Origin of the sequence: Streptomyces triticirhizae, from assembly GCF_003696235.1 — a bacterium.
In the GTDB taxonomy this organism is placed as follows: Bacteria; Actinomycetota; Actinomycetes; order Streptomycetales; family Streptomycetaceae; genus Streptomyces; species Streptomyces triticirhizae.
Map to the genome: position 1 here is coordinate 1 of NZ_RFFJ01000039.1, position 22,460 is coordinate 22,460.

The window sequence follows — 22,460 nt, forward strand, 5'->3', positions numbered from 1 at the left end:
AACCGCATCAAACACTGGCGCGGCCTCGCCACCCGCTACGACAAAACCGCAACCATCTACCTCGCCGGACTCCACATCGCAGGCATCTTCATCTGGTCCGCACGATGATCCAAACGAAAGAACCTAGTTCACGCATGGCCTCGCGGTACTCGCCGAGCCGGATCGCGATCTCGCCCAACGAGACCCGGCTCAGCGCCACCCCGCGTCGGTACCCGACGGCCGCCCGTTCCTCCAGCGCCCGGCGCAGGGTCTCCCTGGCCTCCGGCAGCCGCCCCATCCAGATCCAGGTGTTGCCCAGGCCGTGGAGCGCCCTGGCCCGCTGCAAGCGGTCCCCGTTCGCTCGCGCGACCTCGGCGGCCTCCTCGTACCAGCGCGCCGACTCCTCGTACCGACCGGCATTGCGCAGCCCTCCCCCACCGGTGATCAACATGCGGCTGAGACCCTGCCGGTGCCCGATGCGCCGGGCGGCCTCAGCGCCGAGTTCGTGGGCCTCGATCCACTCCTGTGCGGGACGGAACCGGAAGAAGAACGGCAGCATGGCGTCCACCAGCTGCCAGCAGAGGTCGAACCAGCCGGCCTCGAAGCTGCTCCGCACCACGCCCATGAGCGTGCCGCGCTCCGCGCCGAGCCAGGCCAGCGCGGCCTGCTTGGTGGTGAAGGGCACAAGCGCCGTGGGTGGGTGGAGATGTTCCCGCTCGGGGTCGACGTGCTGGGGCGTCAGCACGCGTTGCGCCGCCGCCGTCATCGCCAGGCACCACTCGGCGAAGCGCCGGAGGACCACGTCCCGGTCGGGCTGGTCCTCCTCGGCCAGCGCGCGTTCCCTGGCGTGGGAGCGCACGAGATCGTGGAAGCGGTAGACGTCACCGCCCAGATGGTGCAGGAGGTTCGACTCCACCAGTCGGTCCAGGGCGAGGCCGGTGCGTGCCACGGTCCCGCCAACCGCCGAGGCGACCATGGGGAGTTCGAGACGGGCGACCGGCAGCAGCCCGGCCGCCCGGTACAGCGACCGCGCCCCGTCGGACAGCAGCCGGTAGGAGGCGTCGATCGCGGCCCGGATCGCGTCCTCACCGTCGACCGTGAGGTTGTCGAACAGGGCTTGGTCGTCCGCCAGTTGCTCGGCCATCGCGGACAGCGGCTGCCGTGGGCGCACCGCCAGATGAGCCGCCGCCAGGCTGACCGCGAGCGGCAGATAGGCGCAGAGCCGCACGACGTCCCGCGCCGCCACGGCGTCGTCCCTGACGCGCGCGCCGCCTCCCCCGCGTGCCAGCAGCTCCAGCGCGGCCTCCGGGGCCAGCGTCTCCAACTGGTGGACGACGGCTCCGTCCATGAGCAACCCGGTCAGCTGCCGTCGGCTGGTCGTGACCACCAGACAGTCGCCGGAGGCCGGGAGCAGGGGTCTGATCTGGGCCGCCGACAGCCCGTCGTCGAGGAGGACCGCCAACCGGCAGTCGGTGGTCATCGACCGCCACAGGGCCGAGCGCTCGGCCAGGCCCTCAGGGACCGAGGTCGCGCCCAACGCCCGGAGGAAGTGTTCCAGCACCTCGCGCGCGAGACGGGGCCGGCGGGCCCGTAGGCGCCCAGGTCGGCGAAGAGCTGGCCGTCCACGAACTCGTCGGCGACCTGCGCCAACCACCTGGTGACCAGTGTGGTCTTGCCGATGCCCGGCGGGCCGGTCACCACGACCAGGCGGGGTGAGCCTCCCGGCGCCGAGGCCCTGCACTCCTCCAGGGCACGAAGCTCGGCCTCACGACCGACGAAGTTGGCTGAGTAGGGCGGCAGTTGGCGCGGGACGGGTGGCCTGTCCCCGAGCGGTGACGGCAGTCCGTGCAGGTGTATCCCACCGTGGATGTCCCGAGCCTGAACGTTGGGGCCGAGAACCTGGGCCGAGTCGCTCAGCGAATTGGTGTGGTGCACGGGCTCCATGCTGGCGTCACGCGACGGGTCCAGCCAGCCGGCCAGCGCCCGACGCACCCCCTCGTCACGCACCGCGAGTCCGGCCAACCGGCGCGCCAGCCCTTCCTTCCCCGTCGCCTCGCGCCCCGTCAACACCTGTTCCCAGAGGGCCAGTACCTCGGGGTGCCCCGTGAGCTGAACCCGCACGGACCGGCTTCGCTCCCCCGCGCCCCTCGCCTCCCGGTCGCCCGCTTCCACGGCTCGGGATATGGCCGATTCCAGCGCGTCGAACCAGTCCTGCTCGCGCATCACGTCCGTCACACCCCCCTCGCGGGACGGCAGTTGGTCGGCGCAGGCCGCACCGCGACCGGACCGACCTTTTTCTACCCCCTGGTAGAACGCACTACGCATCCCACAAACGCTCACCTGTTCGCCGAACACCAGAGTGAAGAATTCGCGCCGTCATTTCAGTGTGGACTAGCTCACAGAGTTCGCGACATGCCATGCTCGCAACAAAAGGGTTCGACCGGCGGGAGGCGCTGGTGGAGTTCCGCATACAGCTGCTCGGCCCCGTCGAACTTCTGGTCGACGACCGCCCGAGTGCCCTGCCCTCACCCCAGGACTCCCTGGTCCTCGCGGCGCTCGCCTGGGATGTCGGCAGCAGGGTCAGCATCGAGACGCTGATCGAAAGGGTCTGGGACTCCCCACCGGAACGCGCCCGCAACAACCTTCACGTTCATATTGCGCGCATTCGCAGGGCATTTCGCGAGTGCCCCGGCCCTACGGCGCCGAGCATTCACACCCGCTCGCACGCCTACACCCTGGACACCCCACCCCACACCGTAGACGTTCATCGCTATCTCGACCTCACGGCCCGGGCCCGCGCCCACGCCGACCAGAGCCAACTGCGCGAGGCCGAGGCCCACCTCCAGGAGGCCGAGGCGCTCTGGAGGGGGGAACCGCTCACCGGGCTCAACAGTTCGTGGGCCCACGAGGCCCGGGAGATCCTCGCCCAGCGACGACTCTATGCGGCACTGACCCGCGCGGGCATCGCGCTGCAACTGCGCCACCACGGCGACGCGATAGCCGAACTGTGGACGCTCTCCCGTCAACACCCCACCGACGAGCACCTCGTGGAGCACCTGGCCCTCGCGCTCTACAGCGCGGGCCGCGTCTCCGACGCCGATCGCGAGGTGGAACGCGTGCGGCGGGAGTTACGCAACGAGATGGGCGTCGACATCGGGGCCCGCCTGCGCCATGTGCGACAGGCGATCGCGAACCGGACGTCCCCCGAGGAGCTGCTGACCGCCCTGGGCTACACCCCCGCCGCCGATCCCACGGTCGTGCGCAGGCCCCCGGGGCCGGACGACCTGCCGCCGGACATCGACTACACAGGCCGCCAGAGCGAGGTGCGCGCGATCCTCGCGGAACTCGACCGGCGAAGGAAGGGCGACCTCCGGGGGCCCGTCATGGTGGGCATCGACGGCATGGCGGGGGCAGGCAAGACCGCCATGGCCGTCCATGTCGCGCACCGGCTCAAGGAGCACTACCCCGACGGCCGCCTGATGATCGACCTGCGCGGCCACGACCGGCAACAGGCCCCGCTGAGCACCGCGCACATCCTGAGCGAGCTGTTGCGCAGGCTGGGCAAGGTGCCAAAGGACGAGGACCAGCTCGTCACCGTCTGGCGCACGGTGCTCGCCCGACGTCGGGTGCTGCTGCTCCTCGACAACGCGGCCGGGCCCGAGCAGGTTCTCTCCCTGCTGCCCGGGGCCACCAACTCCCTTGTGATAGTGACGAGTCGACACCGTCTGGCGACGATTCCCGGACTTCACTCCCACTCCCTCGACGCGCTGTCCGAACGTGAGGCCGTCGCGCTGTTCCGGGAACGCATTCGAGGGCGGGCCGCCAACCCGAGTGAGATTGCGAGGATCGCGCGCCTGACCGGCTGTCTCCCGCTCGCCCTCGACATCGTCGCCGCACGTTTTCTCACCCGCCCCAGTTGGTCGATCGAGGAACTCACCTCACGTCTCTCACACGGACGTGGCATCCTTCACGAGATTCGCGACGGAACCCGGGCGGTGGCCGCCGCGTTCGAGCTGTCCTATCAGGCTCTCTCGGAATCCGGGCAACGCGTCTTCCGACACCTGGGGTTACTCGTCGGACGCGAGTTCGGGCCACATGCGGTCGCGGCGCTCACCGGATACACACCCGGCGATGTCGAGAGCGAACTGGAGATCCTTTTCTATGTTCACCTCGTCGGAGAGGGCCCTTCCGGCCGGTTCGCGCTGCACGATCTCCTCAGGGAGTTCGCCCAGGTCCTCGCCCGTTCCGAGCTGGCCCCGGAGCTCTCCCGGGCGGCGCGCGACCGGCTGGCCGACGCCTATGTGGCGGTCGCCGACCGGGCGGACCGGCTCGCCTACCCGCACCGGGTCCGCATCGACGTGGACGCCGCCCCGCCGGTCGAACTCGCGGGCTGGCTGAACCCCTCGGAGCCCGAACGGTGGTTCCGCACGGAGATCGAGAACCTCCTCGCCCTGCGCGAACACCTCGACGACAACGGGGACCGACGTCGATCGGCCCTGCTCAGCCACGTGCTCGCCGGCTTCCTCGACGCCGACGGGCGCCACTCGCGGTCGGGCGCGGCCCCGCTGCGCGCAGCGGTCGCCTACTGGAGCGAGCAGAACGCACCACGCGCCGAGGCCCGGGCCCTGTTGGACCTCAGCTCCGCCACCGCGCGCACCGGCCACTACGCCGAGAGCCTCAGCGCCGCCCGCCGCGCCCTCCAACTCGCCGAGCAACACGCCGATCGTGACGCCCTGTTGGAGGCCCTCCAACGCATGGCGATCACCCACCACGAGACGGGCCGCCACCGGGAGGCCCTGCCCCTCATGCGACGCCTGATCCCGCTGCGGCAACGCCATTCCGATCTTCGTCAGCGCACCCGGGCCATTAATCTCCTCGGCGCCATCCAACTGCACGCCGGGGAACTGGGGGCGGCCCTGACGACCTTTCGCGAGGCACTCAACGGGGCCCGTTCCGCCGGCGACGCGAGGGGAATGTACATGGCCCTGAGCAATATAGGACTCATCCAGCACAAGAGAAATTTCCACGCCGAGGCCATCGCCTCTCTCCGGCAGGCACTGGAGATTTCGGAGAACGGCGGCAGGCTCGACGAGAGAATGGTTCTGAAGGTCAATCTCGCCGACGCCTTACAGAAAGCGGGGGATGCTTCTTCCGCGCTTTCCCTCTATCAGGAGGCGCTGCCGGTGTTTCGCTCCCTGGAGGAGCAGCACAAGGAGTCGGCCGCTTTGATCGGCATCGGCCGTGCCCTGACCGCACTCGGACGCCCGGTGGAGGCTGTTCCGCACCACCGCGCGGCCCTTGACCTGGCCCGGAGCCTGGACGCTGGCGTCGAGGAGGCGCGAGCCCTCAGGGAGCTGGGCCACGCCGAGGCGCTGGCCGGGCGGCACGAGGAGGCCGCCGGCCACCTCCACCAGTCCCTGAAGGTGGCGCGCGAGCTGAAGTTGGGCTTTGTCGAGGTGGAGACGCGGGAGGTGCTCGCCGAACTACACGAGTCACGGGGCGAGACGGACCGCGCGGCCCACCTCCGGGCGCGCGCCCGGGCGCTCATGCACCAACTCGGCGCGGAATCGCGACCGTCGGACGTGCCGTAGCCAATTCACTGAACCTCATGTTCAGAGAATAAGCATGAAAGCCGCGCTAAGGACGGCGAGGCTAATCCAATGGCCCGACGGAGCCAGTGACTTCGGCACCCCGCAAACAGTTCAGCTAGTATCACCGCGCAGTCGGGCTTTGACCATCCGGGTCCCCGACGCAAACATGCCCCTTTTCGTTTCCCGGAGCACCTGTGCCATTTTCCGTCAGCCGTCCCGTCGCCGCCTTCGTCACGATCGTCATGCTCGGCATATGCGCCGCAGTCGTGGTCGCAAATGAGGCTCGCAACGACGACAGCTGGATAACGAAGGCCGAAATCATCATGGTCTACGTCGACCGATACGCCCCGCCCGCCGAGGGCGGGTTCCAGGGCGGGGCGGAGCGGGTCATCGCCTGAGCGACGGACGGGCGGCCACCCCGAGGGGGGCCGCCCGTCGTCACACCTCCCGCTGGGCCTCGTACAGGTTGACCGGGTCGGCGGCCGAGGGAGTGCCGTAGGACTCCAGGCGGGTGTGGAGTTCGCCCGGGAAGTCGGGCTGGTCGATCTGGCCGAACTCCTCGACCTCGCTGATGGCCACCGTGGCGCTGTACGGCGCCAGTTCGTCGATCCTGATCATGCCGGCACGGCCGTTGGTCACCGTGACGTTCCAGTGGGTGAAGCGGGCGCCGAAGAGCGGGCCGGCCGTGGCGTCGCCGCCGTGGGCGCCGTTGTTGTTGACGACGATCTCCGTGCGGACGTTGGCGAACGGCGAGCCCCGGTGGGAGTCGAAGGTGCCCATCTCCATCGTGCCGCGCGACCAGACGTTGTGGCTGGACAGCCCCTCGACGTTGATGCCGTGGAGCGCGGTCCCCGGCGGCGCCGGAGATGTGGCCGCGTGAAGGGTGAAGTCCTCGACGAGGTTGTCGTGGGACCCCTCGCGGCAGGCGTAGGGGTGGTGGCTGCCGCGCCCGGAGACCGTGGTGCGGCGCAGGGTGCAGCCCTTCGCCGCGACCAGCAGGAAGCCGTTGTCGGTGTGGGTGACCTCGACGTCGTCCACCCAGCAGTCCCAGGCGCACTGGAGCGCCACCCCGTTGAACCCCGGGTCGAGCAGGTGCTCGGACAGCGGCACCTCCGGGCAGCGCAGGGTCAGTCCCTCGACTCCGGCGCCGACCAACGGGGTGACCAGCGTGGTGAGGTGCGGCTCCCACTCGGGCCTGGCGTCCAGCGGCAGCGGCCGGTCCAGGGTGACGGTCCCCGACCCGTGGTCCACGGCGGCCAGTTGGCAGGGCCACTCGTGGGGAACGTAGCTGGTCAGCTTGGTGCACGAGCCCCAGTCGTAGTCGGCGGTGCCCGGCACCTCGCCCGACAGGTGGGCGAGCAGGGTGTGGTCGGCGTCGTCGGACAGCCGCAGCAGCACCCGGTCGCCCTCGGCCAGCCCCGAGGTGTCGGCGACCGGCACGGTCCAGTCGCCGCGCGCGGCCGGGCCGAGCGCGGTCAACGGCTCGAACGCGTCGCGGACGTTGCCGGTCCAGCCCTCGAACGGCCAGTCCTGGGCGCGGATGGCGTCGGTCAGCGACTGCCAACGGGCCGTCGGGCACAGCCAGATGAGGCCACCGGCCCAGGACCAGCTGGACTTGTCCCCGCCGTAGCGGCTGCCGTAGGGGCCGATGAGGTCGGTGAGGTGGCGGGTCGCCTCGATGACGGTGACCCCGCTGCCCTCGCCGCGCAGCACCACGCCGTCGGCGCCGATGTGGAGGAGCCCGTCGATCCGGTAGTGGCCCGCCGGCAGCAGCACCGCGCCGCCGCCCGCCTCGGCCGCCGCGTCGAGCGCCGCCTGGATGGCGGGCGCCGCGTCGGCGGCGCCCTCGGGGTCGGCGCCGAAGTCCAGCGCGTTGGCGACGACGTCGGGCCGGGGCAGCTCGCGGGCGCCGCCGAAGGCGCCGGCCCGTCCCACATACGGAATCTGCGGATGGCGGTAGGGGTCGGCGACGTACTCGGCCCACAGCGCGGCGGCGTCGGTCGATCCGACGGCGCCCGCGCCCAGGGCCCTGGCCCCCACGCTGGTCATGGCGCCGACACCCACGGCGGCGGTGAGGGAAGCGGCTCCGCCGAGCAGGGTGCGGCGGCTGATGCCCGGCATCTCAACCTCCATGTATGTGAACACATTTCAGGTACGTGTCCTTGATTCCCGCGAGGATGACATGCCCGGCCGGACGACGGAAGACGGGCGGCCTCCCGGAACTCTCCCGGAAGGCCGCCCGTCCGAAGCAGCGCGGAGGCCCGGGGGAGGCAGAGCGCGGCCTCCCCCGGCCCGTGGTCACCGCATCCGACCCGATGTCACTCCTCGCCGCCCGGACCGCCGTTGATCACGAACTGGGAGCCGGGCTCGACCACCACGTCGCCGTCGGCCATGTTGCTGATGGTGACGTTGCTGAGGTTGGCGCTGCCGCGCGCCCCGCCCATGGCCAGGATGCCGGCGCCGTTGAGGGAGCCGTCGATGGTCACGTTGGAGATCTCCACCTCGGGCACCGCGCCGCCACCCGACTTGAACTGGATGCCGTCATAGGTGGAGTCGTAGATCTCGGTGTCCTCGATGGTGACGCCCGTGATGTCCTTGCCCGCCGCGAAGAGGGTGATCGCGCCGAACTCCTGCGCCTCGCCCCAGAACGCGCCGCCGGTGCGGTGCAGCGTGTTGCCCGAGATCAGGGTCTCGCCGGAGAACGGCAGCGGGTCGTGGTCGGTGGCCAGCATGATCCCGGGGTAGTTCATGGTGTCCGAGATCTCGTTGCCCTCGACGGTGTTGCCGTAACCGCCGTAGATCGCCACGCCGTTGGCCCGCCAGGGCAGCTGGATGGTGTTGTTGGCGAACGTGTTGCTGTGGGTGATGTCGACGTTGGGGTCCTGCACCCTCGGGTTGGCCCAGATCGCCAGCGCGTCGTCGCCGGTGTTCCGGAACGAGGAGTTGGTCACCGAGGAGTTGCGGGTGCCGTTGGTGAAGTTGATGCCGTCCGCGTAGGTGTTGCGGATGCGGACGTCGTTGAACTCCAGGCCGTCGGCCGGGCCCCACAGCTCGGGGATGTTGTCCAGGTCGCGGCCGACCCAGACGCCCACGTTGGCGTGCTCGATCCAGACCCGGTTGATCGAGGTGCCCTCGCCGAACCGGCCGTTGAGGCCGACGCCGCCCTCCTGGTCGGCGTTGTTGCCCCTGATGGTGCCGGAGCCGAAGATCGCGATGTCCGAGATCTGGGTGTTGGAGTCGATGTCGAAGCCGAAGTTGCCCTCGTGCGGGTGGTTGATCCCGCCCGCCTCGTGCGGCGGGATCAGCGAGTAGAGCTGGGAGTGCCACATGCCGGCGCCCCTGACGTCCACGTCGCGGATGCCGACCTGGTTGTACTGGCCACGGTCCTCCGGGTCGTCGGTCAGGATCTTCTGCTCCTGCCGCCACTGGCCCTCGGGAATCCACACGCACTCGATCTCGCCGTTCTGGTCGGCGGTGACGGCGGCCTGGAGCGCCTCGGTGTCGTCCTCGCCGTCGTTCGGCACCGCGCCGTACTCGGTGATCGAGGTGCACTCGGCGGGCTGCTCGGCGGGCGGCGCGACCTCCTCCAGGTCGATCAGGTCGACGATGTAGAACTCGGCGGCGTCGTCCGCGTCCCGCTGGAGCCGGAACGTGGAGCCGGCCGGATAGGTCTCGTCGAGCAGCAGGTGCGACTCGTCGAAGAGGCGGCGGGCGTCGCCGCCGGGGGTGTTGGTCAGGCCCTCGGGGTCGTCGGTGGTGCCGTAGAGCCAGCTGTGCTTGGAGGAGAGGGTCAGCTTCTCGACGAAGGTGTCGTTGACATAAAGGCTGAGGGTCTCCTCGATGCCGCCGCCGCCCGGGGCGTCCGGGATGGAGTTGCGGACCACGATGGAGTTCGAGGCGTTGGTCGAGGTGAACTCGACATAGTCGCCGGTCGCGTCGAGCCGCACGGACTGGCGGCCCGAGGACTCGGTGCCGAAGTTGGTGTGGCCGAAGGTCCGTTCGGGGTCGGCCTCCAGCAGGGTCCCCTGGTAGTCGGCGTCCTCCGCCTCGTACTCGACATACGGGAGCGTGGCGCCGCTCGCCTCGGCCGCCGGGCTGACCTCGGTGGCGTCACCGGCCGGCCCGGGCGGGGCGTCCTCGGAGGCGTTGGCGGTGAGCGGGACCAGCCCCACCGCTACCAGGCCGGCCAGGGACACGCCGCTGACCAGACGCCAGCCGCGTTGCTTCCTTTTCATGGGTGTCCTCTGTTCTGTGGGGGACGACAGAGAGTGCGCCCGGGTCGGTGTGGGCCCCGGGGGTGTCGAGGCGGGCGAGGGGGACCCGCCGGCGAACTGCCGCGAACTTGCGGAACGGTCGCAAGTAATTGAGTTGTGTTCGTCGATCTCTTGCGTTCTGCGGTCAGAGTTTTCGCGGATGTCATGGGTTTGTCAACGGTTCGCGCAGGGACGCGTGGTCACACGCCGCGCGGCGCGGACGCGGCGGGGGCACGCCATTCGCCTCGTGTGGGCTCCAACCCTCTAGCGTGGGCGCCCTCAACGCCGGGAGCGATCAAGCGAGTCGATCGGCGAGTCGATCACGGGAGGGTGCTGTGCGGTACACGCGACTTGGCGCGACGGGCCTGGAGGTCTCCGAGATCTGTCTGGGCTGCATGAGCTTCGGGGTGCCCGAACGCGGCGCGCATCCCTGGTCGTTGGACGAGGAGACCAGCCGGCCGCTGATCCGGCAGGCCATCGAGGCCGGGATCACGTTCTTCGACACGGCCAACGTCTACTCCGACGGCACCAGCGAGGAGATCACCGGCCGCGCGCTGGCGGACTTCGCCCGCCGGGACGAGGTGGTCATCGCGACCAAGGTCTTCGGCCGGACGCGCCCCGGGCCCAACGGCGCCGGCCTGTCGCGGAAGGCGATCCTCAGCGAGATCGACCACAGCCTGCGCCGGCTGGGCACCGACCACGTCGACCTGTACCAGATCCACCGCTTCGACCCCGACACCCCGATCGAGGAGACCATGGAGGCCCTCCACGACGTGGTGAAGGCCGGCAAGGCCCGTTATATCGGTGCTTCCTCCATGTGGGCCTGGCAGTTCGCCAAGGCGCAGCAGGTCGCGGAGCGGAACGGCTGGACGCGGTTCGTGTCCATGCAGAACCACTACAACCTCATCTACCGCGAGGAGGAACGCGAGATGCTGCCGCTCTGCGCCGACCAGGGCGTGGGCGTCATCCCGTGGTCCCCACTCGCGCGCGGCCGCCTGACCCGCCCCTGGGACGAGAGCACCGCCCGTTCCGCCACCGACGTGATGACCGGCGTCCTCTACCAGCCGGGCGACCGGCTGATCGTCGAACGGGTGCTGGAGATCGCCGAACGGCGCGAAGTGCCGCCCGCGCGCGTCGCGTTGGCCTGGCTGCTGGCCAACCCCACCGTCACCGCGCCCATCGTCGGCGCCACCGCCGCCCGCCACATCGAGGACGCCGTCGCCGCCACCGAGCTGACCCTCACCGAGAAGGAGATCGAACGACTCAACGAGCCCTACACCCCACACGCCGTGGCCGGCGTCGAGGTCCCGCTGCGCTGAGCGCGCGGCGCCCTCGGCTATAACCCTGTAACGATTCCCGCCCCCGCCTTTCCCTCCCGCAGGTCAGGGTGTCCAATGACCCGCGCACGCACGACAGAGAAATACGGACGATGGGGGGATTCGTGGCGCGAACCCAGAGCGTGAGAAGAATCGCGCGGGCGGTGACCGAGGGGACCGATCCCAGGGCCGCGGTTCAGGAGGAACTGCAAAACCGGCTGGCCGGCGGGGAATCCCAGGCGACGTCGGGCGAGACGGCCGCCGGTCGGGACGACGGAATGGACCCCAACGACTTTCCGGCGGCCAAGGACCAGGGCGGCGCCGGAACCGACACCGTCATGGAACAGAAGACCGTTCCCCTGGACGACGCCGGCGAGGCGCTCAACCGGAGCGAGCAGCGCCGGGAGGGCATGAACAAGGTCCATGTCATCTGCCCGATGGTCATTCCGCGCGGCCGTTCGCTGCTCAGCATGTTTCCGGTGCTGCTGCTGACGGTCGCGGTCGCCGTCGGCACGGTGATCGTCGGCGCCACCACGGACAGCGTGGTCACCAACCCGCTCTTCGGGGCGCACTCGTGGGTGATGGTGGTGTTGGCGTTCGGCTTCGTGTGGTGGCGCCAGGGCATGGTGATGGTGCCGGACGGCTGCGCCGCGCTGATCACCCGTTTCGGAAAGCTGGAACAGGTCGTCGGCCCCGGCCGGATCATTCTGCTCAATCCGTGGAAGCGGGTTTCGTACATCATCAACACGACGCGGGAGTACCCGTTCAACGCGCCGGTCCGTGAGGCCCCGACGCGCAGCGGGGTCAAGGCGTCGATCGACCTCTTCATCCAGTTCCGAATCAGCGACCCGGTGGAATTCGTCTACACGCTCGGCGCGGTGCGCGGTTTCCAGGAGAAGCTCAACAACGCGGTGAGCGAGACCATCCGCAGCCTCATCTACGAGCAGGAGGCCGCCGGCATCTACAACATGGTCGGCGAGGACACCGGCCGGCTGCTGGAGCAGCTCAACCAGCAGTTCCTGCCGGCCGTCGCGCTGACCAACGCCAACATCACCCATGCCGAGCCCAGCGACCGTGGCTACCGCATGGACCTGGCGGCGCCCGAGATGGTGCGGGTGGCCAAGGAGGCCTACACCCACGAGTACGCGCTCCAGCTCCGCAAGGAGCAGGACGAGGGCGACCTGACCAAGGAGTTGGCGACCCGCCAGGAGGAACTCTCCGCGATCCAGGCCGACATCGCGCAGTACCAGGCGCAGATGGACACGGCCGTGGAGCGGGAGACCAACCGGGCGGAGGCGCTGGCGCGCGAGCGCTATGTCATGGCCGAGTCCGAGGCGCGGGCCAACGCGGCGCTGCTGGAGGCCCAGGCGCTGGACATCCGCGCGGTGACGGCGGCCGAGGCGCCGGAGATCCTGGAGTACCGCTACCAGCAGCAGGTGTTGGACACCCTGGAGCAGGTGGCGGACCACCTGCCGCGCCTGGTGCGGATCGGCGCGGAGCGGGACGGCGACGGCACCACCGGCGTCGACTTCCTGGCGCTGGCCCGGCAGTTGGTGGGCGAGCGCGGCGCCGAGCTGTTCACGCCGGAGGACATGGCGGCGGTGCGGGCCAGGCTGCCCGAGGTGGCCGAGCGGATCGCGGGCCGGCAGGCCGAGATCGAGGCGCTGCGGGAGGCCGACCGGCCGACCGTTCCGGCGCCGGTCGGGGACGGCGCCGGGGCCGGGGACGGTGGCGGGGCTGCGGACGGTGGCGGCTTCGGTGATGGCGTCGGCTCCGCCAACTCCCAGGCGGGACCGGCCGTTGGGGAGCCGGCCGGGCCCGCGCCGGGCGGCCGCGCCGACGATCCGCGCACGCCGAGGGGCCTCGGCCAGTTCGAGGACGGATACGACGAGGAGGGCCAGGCGTGAGCACACCGCGCGCGAACCGTTCGGTCATCGCCGAGGCGGTGGCCCCCTGGAGCGACGTGGCGCAGCTGCTGCGCGGCGGCGAGGCCGGGACGTTGACCCCGGTCATCATCCCGCGCCACCGGCGTCGCCTCGGCTGGATGGCGCCGCTGTGGGTGGGCGTCTTCTCGATGCTCGTCGGCCTGATGCTGGCCGCCCAGGACAGCTCGGGCGCCGGCGACCTCGCCTACGACACGCTGGCCGTCCTCGCCTACGCCTTCGGCGTGTTCCTGCTGCTGGTCGGCGGGCTGTGGTGGTGGCGCTCCTCGATCGTCGAGATCGAGCAGGGCACCAACGGCATCCTCACCCGCTACGGCGCGGTGGTCCGCACCCTCAACCCGGGCCGCCACTACCTGTGGCACCCGTGGTCGCGGGTGGAGTTCGTGGTGGACACCTCCACCGAGATCCCGTACTCGGCGCCGGTGATGGCCTGCCCGACGCGGGAGAACGTGCCGCTGCGCTCGATCGAGTTCTTCCTCAAGTTCCGCATCACCGACGCGGTGCTCTTCGTCCGGATCATCGGGGCCGGGAACTTCGACCTGGTGCTCTCCAGCGCGGTGCAGGACGCCATCCGGCAGCGCGCCCGGCAGATCTCCACCGAGCGCGCCTACGACCTGCGCGGCTCGGACGTGGCCGACATGCAGGAGCTGCTCAACCGGCAGCTCTCCCGCTACGGGGTGCGGATCACCGGCTGCAACATCCCGGACGTGCAGCTGCCCGCGCAGTACCAGCAGCACCTGGCCACCCGGGAGCGGGTCGCCAAGGAGCGCGTGGCCTACGACCAGGAGTGGGGCCTGACCCGCAAGCGGCGGATCGACGCGCTGGGCATGGACATCGAGCGGGCCAAGAAGGTGCGCGACGCCCGGATCGTCGAGGTCAAGGCGGCGCTCAACAACGCCCGCGAGCAGGTCGCGCAGCTGTTGGAGAAGCAGGAGACCAACGCGCAGCGGGTCAGGTTCGAGATCGAGACCCGGGGCCGCAGCGGGCTGATCGCGGCCGAGAACGAGGCCAGGGCGCAGCGCCGGCTGGCGCAGGCGTACCGCGACAACCGGGCGGTGCTCCAGTACGAGTTGGCCCGGCGGCGGCTGGACGTCGGCGCCGAGCTGGCGGGGAAGGCGCCGCAGCCGGTCGTGGTCCGCACGGACGCGGGCGCCGGCGGGGACTCATCGGCGCTGGCCACCCTGCTGACGGCGCAGCTGTTGCCCCAGCTGGGCGCGGTCGAACGGGCGGACCGGCCCGGCGACCGACGCGGGGACTGACCGGGGGCCGGCGCGGGGGACCGACCACCGGCCGGCCGTTCACCGTTCGCTGATCGGCGCGCCTCCCGTGGGAACGCGGGGGGCGCGCCGTCGTGTGCGGGGGCGGGCGGGGGCGCGCGGTGCCATAGTCGCTGTGCACTCGCTGTGCACTCGCTGTGCAGTAACTGTGCGGGAGAGGCCGCCCGGGACGGGCCGGCGCGACGCCGAGAGGAGCAGTCGTGAACGCGAGCACCGAGCTGCTGGTGGACGCCTTCGACCGGATCAGGGAGGAGGTGGAGGCGACCGTCACCGGGCTGACCCCCGAGGAGATCGGCGCCCGCGTCGGGCCCAGGGCCAACCCGATCGGCTGGCTGGTGTGGCACCTCACCCGGGTGCAGGACGACCACATCGCGGAGCTGACCGGGCGGGCCCAGGTGTGGACGAGGGACCGGTGGTCCGAACGGTTCGCGTTGCCGTTCCCGCCGGAGGCGACGGGGTTCGGACACAGCTCCGAGGACGTGGCGGCCCTGGGGACGCCGGACGCCGATCTGCTGGTCGGCTACCACCAGGCCGTCCACGAGCGGACCGTCGCCTACCTCAACCGGGTGAAGGTCGGCGACCTCGCCGAGGTGGTCGACGACCGCTGGAACCCACCCGTGACGCTGGGCGTCCGCCTGGTCAGCGTGGTCGCCGAGGACCTCCAACACGTGGGCCAGGCCGCCTATGTGCGGGGCCTGTTGCGCGACAACGACTCCTAGGCCGTGTCCGTAGAGTCTCGTCGGATCAGACCGCGGCGTCAGACGCGGTGCGTCGCAAGGCGCCGGATCGCAGCTCATACCTGGCCGTATTCGCGCCCATTCGGTAACGCGGCGAGGTGCCGCGTGTGGCGTCGCGGGCCCGGCGAGACTTCACGGACACGGCCTAGCTGGTCCCGGCGCGGGCGTTCCTGTCACAACTTCGAAACCCCTTCTCGACAAGGCCATCGCAGCGGCGCCGGGCACCGCCTCCCGCGCGCCGACGGGTCCTACGCTCGGACGAGGTCGTCCGCGTGACGGCTCACGCCACCTCCCGAAGGACCCGCCCCCGATGCCCCAGCACGCGCACCCCCTGCCCACCCGTGCCTGGCCCTCACCCGCCCCGGCACCGCCCGTTCACCAGACCGCCGCCGCCACCGCCGCCGAGCGGCCGGCGGGCACGCTGCTCGGCGAGACCCTGTGGCGGGTGCTGATCGTCGTCTGCGCCGTGCTCGGGTACCGGGCCACCCAGGGCGGCACGCTGCTGGGCCTCAGCCAACTGGCGAGCGTGGCCGCCGCCGTTGGCTACTCGGCCGTGGTGGTGCTGACCCTCACGGCGGCGGCGCTCGGGCGGCCCGAGCCGCCGACCTCCTGGCTGCGGGGGCTGCTCGCGGCCAGCCTGCTGCTGGTGATGATCACCTGGTTCACGGCGATGGGCGGCGGCGTGGACGAGACCTGGTCCCTCTTCGAGCACCTCCTCACGCCGCTGGCCGCGCTGGTCGAGTGGCTCTTCGTCGGCCGACGGCAGCGCGCCTCCCGCTGGTGGTACCCGCTGACCTGGGCCGGGGCGCTGCTGCTCTACCTGGTGGTCTATCTGCGGGCCGACGCCTCGATCTACCCGTTCCTGGAGCCGGCCGACCCGATCTTCCTGCCGGCCCTGGCCGGCCTCGCCGCCACCACCCTCGCCGTCGGCTACGCCCTGGTCGCCACGGCCCGAGCCCGCCGTCCGCGGTGGGACGAGGAGTCGGCGTAACGTTTTCGCGCGGGCGATCCGGAAGACGGGGCCCTCCCCTCACGCCACCGCCTCGGTGGCCACCGTCAGGTCCTGCCAGGACATGCCGACGCCCTTGAAGAGGCGAGGCCGGGACGGGTCCAACGGGACCTCGCCGCGCGCCAGTTCGGCGAGGTTGCCGGCGATGGCCGCCTCCGTCACCTCGCCCGCCGCCAGCGGGACGCACAGGTCGCCCGCCTCCCGCAGCGCGGCAGCGCGGGCCTCGACCACCACGGTCGCCCGGCGCACCAGCGCCGTGTCCACCTCGCGGGCGGTCGGCTCGTGGGAGCCCATCGCCACCACGGTCGCGTGCGCCGACACGGCACGCCCGTCGAACAGCGGCTCCCGCGCCGACGTGCAGCAGGCCACCAGGTCGGCGTCCGCGACCGCCCCCGCCGTGACGGCCTCGGCGGCCAGCCCCGCGTCGCGGCAGCGCCGCACCAACTCCGCCGCCCGTTCGGGAGTCCGGCCCACCACCCCGACCGACTCCACCGGGCGCACCACCCGCAGCGCCTCGATGTGCCCCCACGCCTGCGGCCCCGTGCCGAAGACCACCAGCCGCCCGGCCTCGGGGACGGCGAGCCGGTCGACGGCCACGGCCGAGACGGCCGGCGTGCGGAGCGCGGTCAGCGCCGAGCCGTCGAGCAGCGCCACCGGGCGCAACGTGGCGGCGTCCAGCAGCAGGTAGGACGCGACGATCCGGGGCAGGCCGAGCGCCGGGTTGCCTGGCGCGACCCCGGCGACCTTCACGCCGACGTGGCGGGTGCCGGCGGACGGCATCAACAGCAGTTGCCCCGCCGGGACTTCGACGGCCGCCCGGGGCACGTCGCGCTCCGGGTCGAGCCCCGCGCGCAGCGCATCGGCCAGCGCGGCGACGGCCCGCGCCATCGGCACCCGCCGCCGCAGCTCCGGCCCGTCCACCAGCGTCAACTCGCTCAGCTCCATGCCCCCAGCCTCCCATCCGAGGGCCGGTGCCGCTCCGAGGGCCGGTATTGATCCGGCCGTTCCAAAACTGCTAGCGTGCGGGCATGGCGAGGCCACGGCTGTTTGACGAGGGGCGGGCCCTGGAGGCCGCGATGCGGGTCTTCTGGGCGCGCGGGTACGACGCGACCTCGACCGACGACCTGTGCGCGGCCACCGGCCTCGGCCGCAGCAGCGTCTACAACGCCTTCGGCAGCAAACACGCGCTGTTCACCCGGGCGTTGACCCGCTATATGGAGCTGATGAACGGCCCCCAGCGGGAGTTGCTGGCCGACGTCGAGCTGCCGCCGCTGGAGCGGCTGCGGCGGCTGGTGGCGCTGGTGATCGAGCAGGACCTCGCGAACCGGGACGAGGAGGGGCGCGGCATCGGCTGCCTGACCGTGAACACCACGGTGGAGCTGGCCGCCCGCGACCCCGAGGCGGCGGCGCTGCTCGCCCGCGACCTGGCCGAACGGACCGCCACCCTGCGGGCGGTGATCGAGGCCGGTCAACGGGAGGGCACCGTCAGCGCCCGGCGCCCGGCGGAAACCCTGGCCGACTACCTCAACACGGTCCTCGCCGGCATCCGGGTCGCCGGCCAACGCGGCGCAGGGCGCGCCGAGTTGACCGCCATCGCCGAGGCCGCGCTGGACACGTTCACCCCCTGAGGACCCCGGGCCCGCCCGGGACGCGTCGCGCCCAAGTTTTGTAATCGACAGTTCATAACTTCTCCGGAAAGGGAGACCCCCCATGCCCAGAGCCGTCCATGTGCTGGCGTTCGGCATCTTCGCCATGGTCAGCAGCGAGTTCCTGGTCGCCGGGATGATGCCGCAGATGGCCGAGGGCCTCGGCGTCTCGGTCTCCGCGATCGGCTATCTGATCACCGCCTTCGCGGTGGCGATGGCCGTCGGCGGCCCGCTGTTGAGCCTGGCCTTGCTCCGACTGCCGTCGCGCACCGCCCTGTTGACGCTCCTCGCGGTGTTCCTCGCGGGCAACGCGCTGGCCGCGACCGCCGGTTCCTACGGCGTGATGCTGGCGGCCCGGGTGGTCACCGGCGTCGCGGCGCAGGCGTTCTTCGGGGTGGCGCTCTCGCTCGCCGCCCGGCTGACCGCCCCCGAGGTCAGGGGCCGGGCCAGCGCCCGGGTGATGAACGGGCTGATGCTCGGCACCCTGCTGGGGCTGCCGATGGCGACGCTGATCGGCGAACGGTTCGGCTGGCGGGCCGCGTTCTGGGCCGTCGCCGGGCTGACGGTGCTGGCCGCCGGGGCCACCGTCCTGGGCGTGCCGGCGGCTCCTGCGCCGGAGCGGGACGGCGAACGCGACGGCCTCCGTGGGGAGTTGGGCGTCTTCCGGCGGGCGCGGCTGTGGTGGGCGTTCGCCACCAGCACGTTGATCATCGGCGCCACGTTCGCCGCGTTCAGCTATGTCAACCCGATCATGACCGAGCTGGCCGGGTTCTCCTCGGGCGCGGTGCCGCCGCTGCTGGTCGCGTACGGGGCGGCGACGGTGGTCGGCAACCTGGTCGTCGGCCGGCTGGCCGACCGGCACGCGGTGCCGACGCAGGCCGTCGGCGTCGCGGCCAACGCCGCGTTCCTGGCCGGCTTCGCGCTGCTGGCGCACCGCCAGGTCCCGGCGGTGGCGCTGCTGCTGGGCGTCGGACTGGTCGGGGTGACCATGAACCCGGCGATGATCGTCCGCGTGCAACGGGCCGGCAACGCGGGCCTGTTGGTGAACACCGCGCACTCCTCGTTCATCACCCTGGGCGTGATCGTCGGCTCGTTCCTCGGCGGGCTGGTGATCGACGCGTGGGGGCTGCGCGCCACGCTGTGGCTGGGCGCGGGCCTCGCGCTGCTGGCCCTGGCGACGCTCCTCCCCGAGCGCGGGCGGGCGGCCGCCGCGCACCGCCACCGGCCCCCGGTGGCGCGGAACGTCCCCGCCACCGCAACGCCCGACCCCTGCCTCGCCAACCCGGGCCCGGCCGGGCCCCGTTGACGCCCCGGCCGCCGCGGTGGGTGCGGCAGGCTGAACGCGGCCCAGCGGCAAGCGAAGGCCGGGGCGTTCGACGCCTGACGGCCCAGCCGACCGCCCCGGCCCAACACCCCAGCCGTTGAACGAACCGTTCAACTTCAGGCGGGCACCAGGAGAAGGAGTCCCCCCACACACAGCCACTCCGGCTCCGCACCCTGCGCCGGTCAGGCCCCGCCCACCAGACGGGGCACCGCCGCGCGGATCAGTTCGGCGCGTTCCGCCTCGTCGAACACCTCGGGCAGCGTGAGCTGTTCGAGGATCAGCCAGTTGTAGGCGCAGATCAGCAGCTTGACGGAGATGGCGTCGCCGGGGAGTCCCGAGGCCGCCTGGTGGGCGACGTTGTGCGCGATGTCGGCGCGCACCCGCTCCGTCAGCAGCCGGCGCAGCTCCGGCCTGCGGATGGCCTCCAACCGCAGCTCCAGCAGGGCGAGATAGCCGCTGCGGAAGCCGCTGACCTTGGCCACCAGGTCGACCATCAGCTCGACGAAGCGCTCGGTGTCCTGCGGGCCCGACGGCTCCTCCGCCGCACCCTCCCCGCCCGGGTCGAGCCGCTCGTAGACCCGGGTGCCGGCCTGGATGAGCAACTGGTCGCGGTTGGCGAAGTAGTTGGACGTCGTGCCGTTGGGAACGCCGGCCTCGGCGTCCACCGCGCGGAACGTCAGCCCCCGCGCGCCCCGCTCCGCCAGCACCTCGATCGCGGCGTCGAGCAGCGCCGCCCGTCGTTCGTCGTTTCTGCGCACCATTGACACCACTCCAGATGTAGTACTACATTGAAACCACTGCAACCACAGTACTTCAACTGCGGTACTTCAGCACTTCGCAAGGAGCCTCATGCGCAAGCTTGTCTACTACGTCGGCGTCTCCCTCGACGGCCGGATCGCCGGCCCCAACGGGGAGTACGACTTCTACCCCTTCGGCGACGAGAAGCAGACCGTCGCCTACCAGACCTGGATGACCGAGGCGCTGCCCGACACCCTCCCGACCCCTCTCCGTGGGCACTTCGGGCTGGCCGACACCCCCAACCAGCGGTTCGACACCGTGCTGATGGGCCTGGGCACCTACGAACCCGGCCTGTCCCAGGGCTGGTTGAACCCCTACACCCACCTGCGGCAGTACGTCGTCTCCAGCACCCTGCCGGAGAACCCGGACGCCGACATCACCCTGGTCCGCGAGGACCCGCTGGGCCTGGTCCGCGCCCTCAAGCGCGAGGACACGGACAGGGACATCTGGCTCTGCGGCGGCGGGAAACTCGCCGGGCAGCTGCTGCCGGAGATCGACGAGTTGATCATCAAGAGCTATCCGGTGGTCGCCGGCGCCGGAGTCTCCGCGTTCGACGGGGAGTTCGACCCGACGGTCTTCGCCGTCACCGACCGGAAGATCTTCGACAACGGGGTGGTCGTCAGCTGGCTGGCCCGGCGGTGACATCCACGGCCCGGCCGTTGGCCGACGGCCCCTCCGGCGACGGTCCGTCCGGCGACGGTCCGTCCGGCGACACCTCGTCCGCCGACGGCCCGTTCGCCGGATCGCCGCCCTCCGCGAGGAACTGCGTGGCGGCCAGCTCCGCGTACAGCGGGTTGGTCGCCACCAGCTCCCGGTGGGTGCCGACCGCCCGCACCCGGCCGGCGTCCATCACCACGATCCGGTCCGCCGAGGTCACCGTCGAGAGCCGGTGCGCCACCACCAGCACCGTGGTGCGGCGCGCCACCTCGGCCACGGTGTCCCTCAGCGCCGCCTCGTTGACCGCGTCCAGCTGCGAGGTCGCCTCGTCGAGCAGCAGCAGCCGGGGCCGGCGCAGCAACGCCCGCGCGATCGCGACCCGTTGACGTTCCCCGCCGGACAGCTTGGTGCCACGGTGGCCCACCAGCGTGTCCAGCCCCTCAGGAAGCCGCGCCACCAGCGTGTCGAGGCGCGCCGTGCGCAGCGTCTCGGCCAGCGCGTCCTCGGCGGTGTCGGGCGCGCCGAAGAGCAGGTTGTCGCGGAGCGTCCCGGAGAGCACGGGCGCGTCCTGCTCCACATAGCCGATGGACGCGCGGAGTTGGGCGAGGTCCCACTCCCGCACGTCGCGGCCGTCGACCAGCACCCGGCCCTCGGTGGCGTCGTAGAACCGCTCGATCAACGAGAAGACCGTCGTCTTGCCGGCGCCCGAGGGGCCCACGAACGCCGTCATCCCGCGCGCCGGCACGCGGAAGTCCACGCCGTGGTGGACCAGGGGCGCGTCCGGCGCGTAACGGAAGCGCACGTCCTCGAACGCGACCGCCGCCGGCTCCCCGCCCCCGGCGGCCAGGGCCGGCCGGTGGCCGTCGGCCGTCGGCTCCACCGGCAGCGCCCACACCTCGCGGATGCGGCTGATCGCCGCCGACCCCACCTGGTACTGGGTGATCGCGCTCACCACCTCCTGGAGCGGCGAGATCAGATAGAAGACATAGAGCAGGAACGCCACCAGCGTCCCGATCTCGATCGAGCCGGTCGCCACCCGCGCCCCGCCCACCGCCAACACCGTGAGGAACACGCCCTGGATCGCGAGGTACATGGTGTTCCCCGCGACCGCGGACCACTTCGCCGAGGTGACGCTGGCCCGCCAGGAACGCTCGGCCGCCTCGTGCACCGTGCGCTCCTCGCGCTCCTCGGCGCCCGCCGCCTTCACCGTGCGCAGCGCGCCCAGCACCCGCTCCAGGCTGGCGCCCATCTCACCGACGGACTCCTGAGCCCGCTTGCTCGCCCGCTGGATCATCGGCGCGATGACGCCGATCACCACGCCGGCCGCCGCGACCACGCCCAGCGTGACCCCCAGCAGCACCACGTCCACCAGGCCCATCATCAGCAGCGTGGCCACCAGCGTCAGCCCGCCCGTCCCGAGGCCGATCAGCGACTGGGTGGTCATCGCCCGCAGCAGCGTGGTGTCCGAGGTGGCCCGCGAGAGCAGGTCGCCCGGCTCGCTGGCGTCCACCGCCGAGATCCGCAGCCGCAGCAGATAGGAGGTCAACGAGCGCCGGGCGGTCAACACCACCGACTCCGCGGTGCGTTGCAGGATGTAGTAGCCCAGCGCGCCGAGCCCGGCGTTGGCCAGGACCAGGAGGGTGAGCCACAGCAGCTGGCCGGCGATGCCGCCGTCCCCGTCGAGTTCCTCGATCAGGGAACGGGCCACCAGCGGCAACGCCAGCCCCGCCGCGCCGGTGAGCAGCGAGAGCAGCGCGCCCAGGAGCAGCGTCCAGCGGTAGGGCCGCACATAGCCCAACAGCACCCGCCACGCCGGCGGCCCGCTCTCCGCCGACTCCTTCGCCGGCTCGTCCGCCGGCTCCTCGGCCGCCCCGGCCTCCGCCGCTCGCTGCTCCGCCATCGCGTCCCCCTCGGGCCGGGCCCGTCCTTC

17 protein-coding genes are annotated in these 22,460 nt (G+C 71.6%); 10 read left to right on the forward strand and 7 right to left on the reverse strand.

The annotated features are described in order from the left end of the window. Positions 1 to 88: 88 nt before the first annotated feature. Complete coding sequence (locus EBN88_RS09905; RefSeq protein WP_158621341.1) at positions 89 to 1,540, reverse strand: tetratricopeptide repeat protein; 1,452 nt, start codon at positions 1,538 to 1,540, stop codon at positions 89 to 91. Further along, entirely contained in the window at positions 1,456 to 2,304 is an 849-nt protein-coding gene (locus EBN88_RS09910; protein ID WP_147472695.1) for an ATP-binding protein, read from the reverse strand. The genes EBN88_RS09905 and EBN88_RS09910 overlap by 85 nt, the downstream gene beginning before the upstream one ends. Before the next feature lie 92 nt (positions 2,305 to 2,396). Between EBN88_RS09910 and EBN88_RS09915 the strand changes: the two genes are divergently transcribed. Beyond that, on the forward strand, positions 2,397 to 5,570 hold the full coding sequence (locus EBN88_RS09915) for an AfsR/SARP family transcriptional regulator (protein WP_122183443.1): 3,174 nt from the start codon (positions 2,397 to 2,399) through the stop codon (positions 5,568 to 5,570). A gap of 194 nt (positions 5,571 to 5,764) precedes the next feature. Then, positions 5,765 to 5,968 (forward strand): hypothetical protein, encoded by a 204-nt coding sequence (locus EBN88_RS09920; protein WP_122183444.1) that lies wholly within the window; start codon positions 5,765 to 5,767, stop codon positions 5,966 to 5,968. Between the two features lie 40 nt (positions 5,969 to 6,008). Here the strand turns inward: EBN88_RS09920 and EBN88_RS09925 are convergent, their stop codons facing one another. Together EBN88_RS09925 and EBN88_RS09930 are read right to left on the reverse strand one after the other, a co-directional pair. Then, positions 6,009 to 7,691: a glycosyl hydrolase family 28-related protein gene (locus tag EBN88_RS09925; protein WP_122183472.1), complete on the reverse strand. Its 1,683-nt coding sequence runs from the start codon at positions 7,689 to 7,691 to the stop codon at positions 6,009 to 6,011. A gap of 197 nt (positions 7,692 to 7,888) precedes the next feature. Continuing rightward, complete coding sequence (locus tag EBN88_RS09930; protein WP_122183445.1) at positions 7,889 to 9,805, reverse strand: right-handed parallel beta-helix repeat-containing protein; 1,917 nt, start codon at positions 9,803 to 9,805, stop codon at positions 7,889 to 7,891. Between the two features lie 353 nt (positions 9,806 to 10,158). Here EBN88_RS09930 and EBN88_RS09935 point away from each other — a divergent pair, with 353 nt between their 5' ends. The 5 genes from EBN88_RS09935 (at position 10,159) to EBN88_RS09960 (ending at position 16,087) form a co-directional block, all read left to right on the forward strand. Next, entirely contained in the window at positions 10,159 to 11,142 is a 984-nt protein-coding gene (locus EBN88_RS09935) for an aldo/keto reductase (RefSeq protein WP_122183446.1), read from the forward strand. Positions 11,143 to 11,252: 110 nt separating this feature from the next. Beyond that, complete coding sequence (locus EBN88_RS09940; RefSeq protein WP_233580573.1) at positions 11,253 to 13,046, forward strand: SPFH domain-containing protein; 1,794 nt, start codon at positions 11,253 to 11,255, stop codon at positions 13,044 to 13,046. Beyond that, positions 13,043 to 14,341 (forward strand): SPFH domain-containing protein, encoded by a 1,299-nt coding sequence (locus EBN88_RS09945; protein WP_122183447.1) that lies wholly within the window; start codon positions 13,043 to 13,045, stop codon positions 14,339 to 14,341. Before EBN88_RS09940 ends, EBN88_RS09945 begins: the two co-directional genes overlap by 4 nt. A gap of 218 nt (positions 14,342 to 14,559) precedes the next feature. Next, positions 14,560 to 15,078 carry a mycothiol transferase gene (locus tag EBN88_RS09950; RefSeq protein WP_122183448.1) on the forward strand — a complete coding sequence of 173 codons (519 nt, stop codon included), beginning with the start codon at positions 14,560 to 14,562 and terminating at the stop codon, positions 15,076 to 15,078. Between the two features lie 328 nt (positions 15,079 to 15,406). Next, positions 15,407 to 16,087, forward strand: coding sequence for a hypothetical protein (locus EBN88_RS09960; protein ID WP_158621342.1), 681 nt, complete (start codon positions 15,407 to 15,409; stop codon positions 16,085 to 16,087). A gap of 39 nt (positions 16,088 to 16,126) precedes the next feature. Here EBN88_RS09960 and EBN88_RS09965 read toward each other — a convergent pair whose 3' ends face one another. Further along, the gene (locus tag EBN88_RS09965; RefSeq protein ID WP_122183450.1) at positions 16,127 to 17,050 is read right to left on the reverse strand and encodes an ornithine cyclodeaminase family protein; all 924 of its coding nucleotides are present in this window, start codon (positions 17,048 to 17,050) and stop codon (positions 16,127 to 16,129) included. A gap of 83 nt (positions 17,051 to 17,133) precedes the next feature. Here EBN88_RS09965 and EBN88_RS09970 point away from each other — a divergent pair, with 83 nt between their 5' ends. Both EBN88_RS09970 and EBN88_RS09975 read left to right on the forward strand, forming a co-directional pair. Further along, on the forward strand, positions 17,134 to 17,733 hold the full coding sequence (locus tag EBN88_RS09970) for a TetR/AcrR family transcriptional regulator (protein WP_122183451.1): 600 nt from the start codon (positions 17,134 to 17,136) through the stop codon (positions 17,731 to 17,733). An 82-nt stretch (positions 17,734 to 17,815) separates the two neighbouring features. Next, positions 17,816 to 19,057 (forward strand): MFS transporter, encoded by a 1,242-nt coding sequence (locus tag EBN88_RS09975; protein ID WP_122183452.1) that lies wholly within the window; start codon positions 17,816 to 17,818, stop codon positions 19,055 to 19,057. A 200-nt stretch (positions 19,058 to 19,257) separates the two neighbouring features. Here EBN88_RS09975 and EBN88_RS09980 read toward each other — a convergent pair whose 3' ends face one another. Next, on the reverse strand, positions 19,258 to 19,836 hold the full coding sequence (locus EBN88_RS09980; RefSeq protein ID WP_122183453.1) for a TetR/AcrR family transcriptional regulator: 579 nt from the start codon (positions 19,834 to 19,836) through the stop codon (positions 19,258 to 19,260). An 88-nt stretch (positions 19,837 to 19,924) separates the two neighbouring features. Here EBN88_RS09980 and EBN88_RS09985 point away from each other — a divergent pair, with 88 nt between their 5' ends. Next, positions 19,925 to 20,515, forward strand: coding sequence for a dihydrofolate reductase family protein (locus EBN88_RS09985; protein WP_122183454.1), 591 nt, complete (start codon positions 19,925 to 19,927; stop codon positions 20,513 to 20,515). On the opposite strand, the gene EBN88_RS09990 is transcribed toward EBN88_RS09985, so the two are convergent. Continuing rightward, a complete protein-coding gene (locus EBN88_RS09990; RefSeq protein ID WP_122183455.1) occupies positions 20,493 to 22,430 on the reverse strand; it encodes an ABC transporter ATP-binding protein in 1,938 nt (645 codons plus the stop codon). The genes EBN88_RS09985 and EBN88_RS09990 overlap by 23 nt on opposite strands. Positions 22,431 to 22,460: the final 30 nt, after the last annotated feature.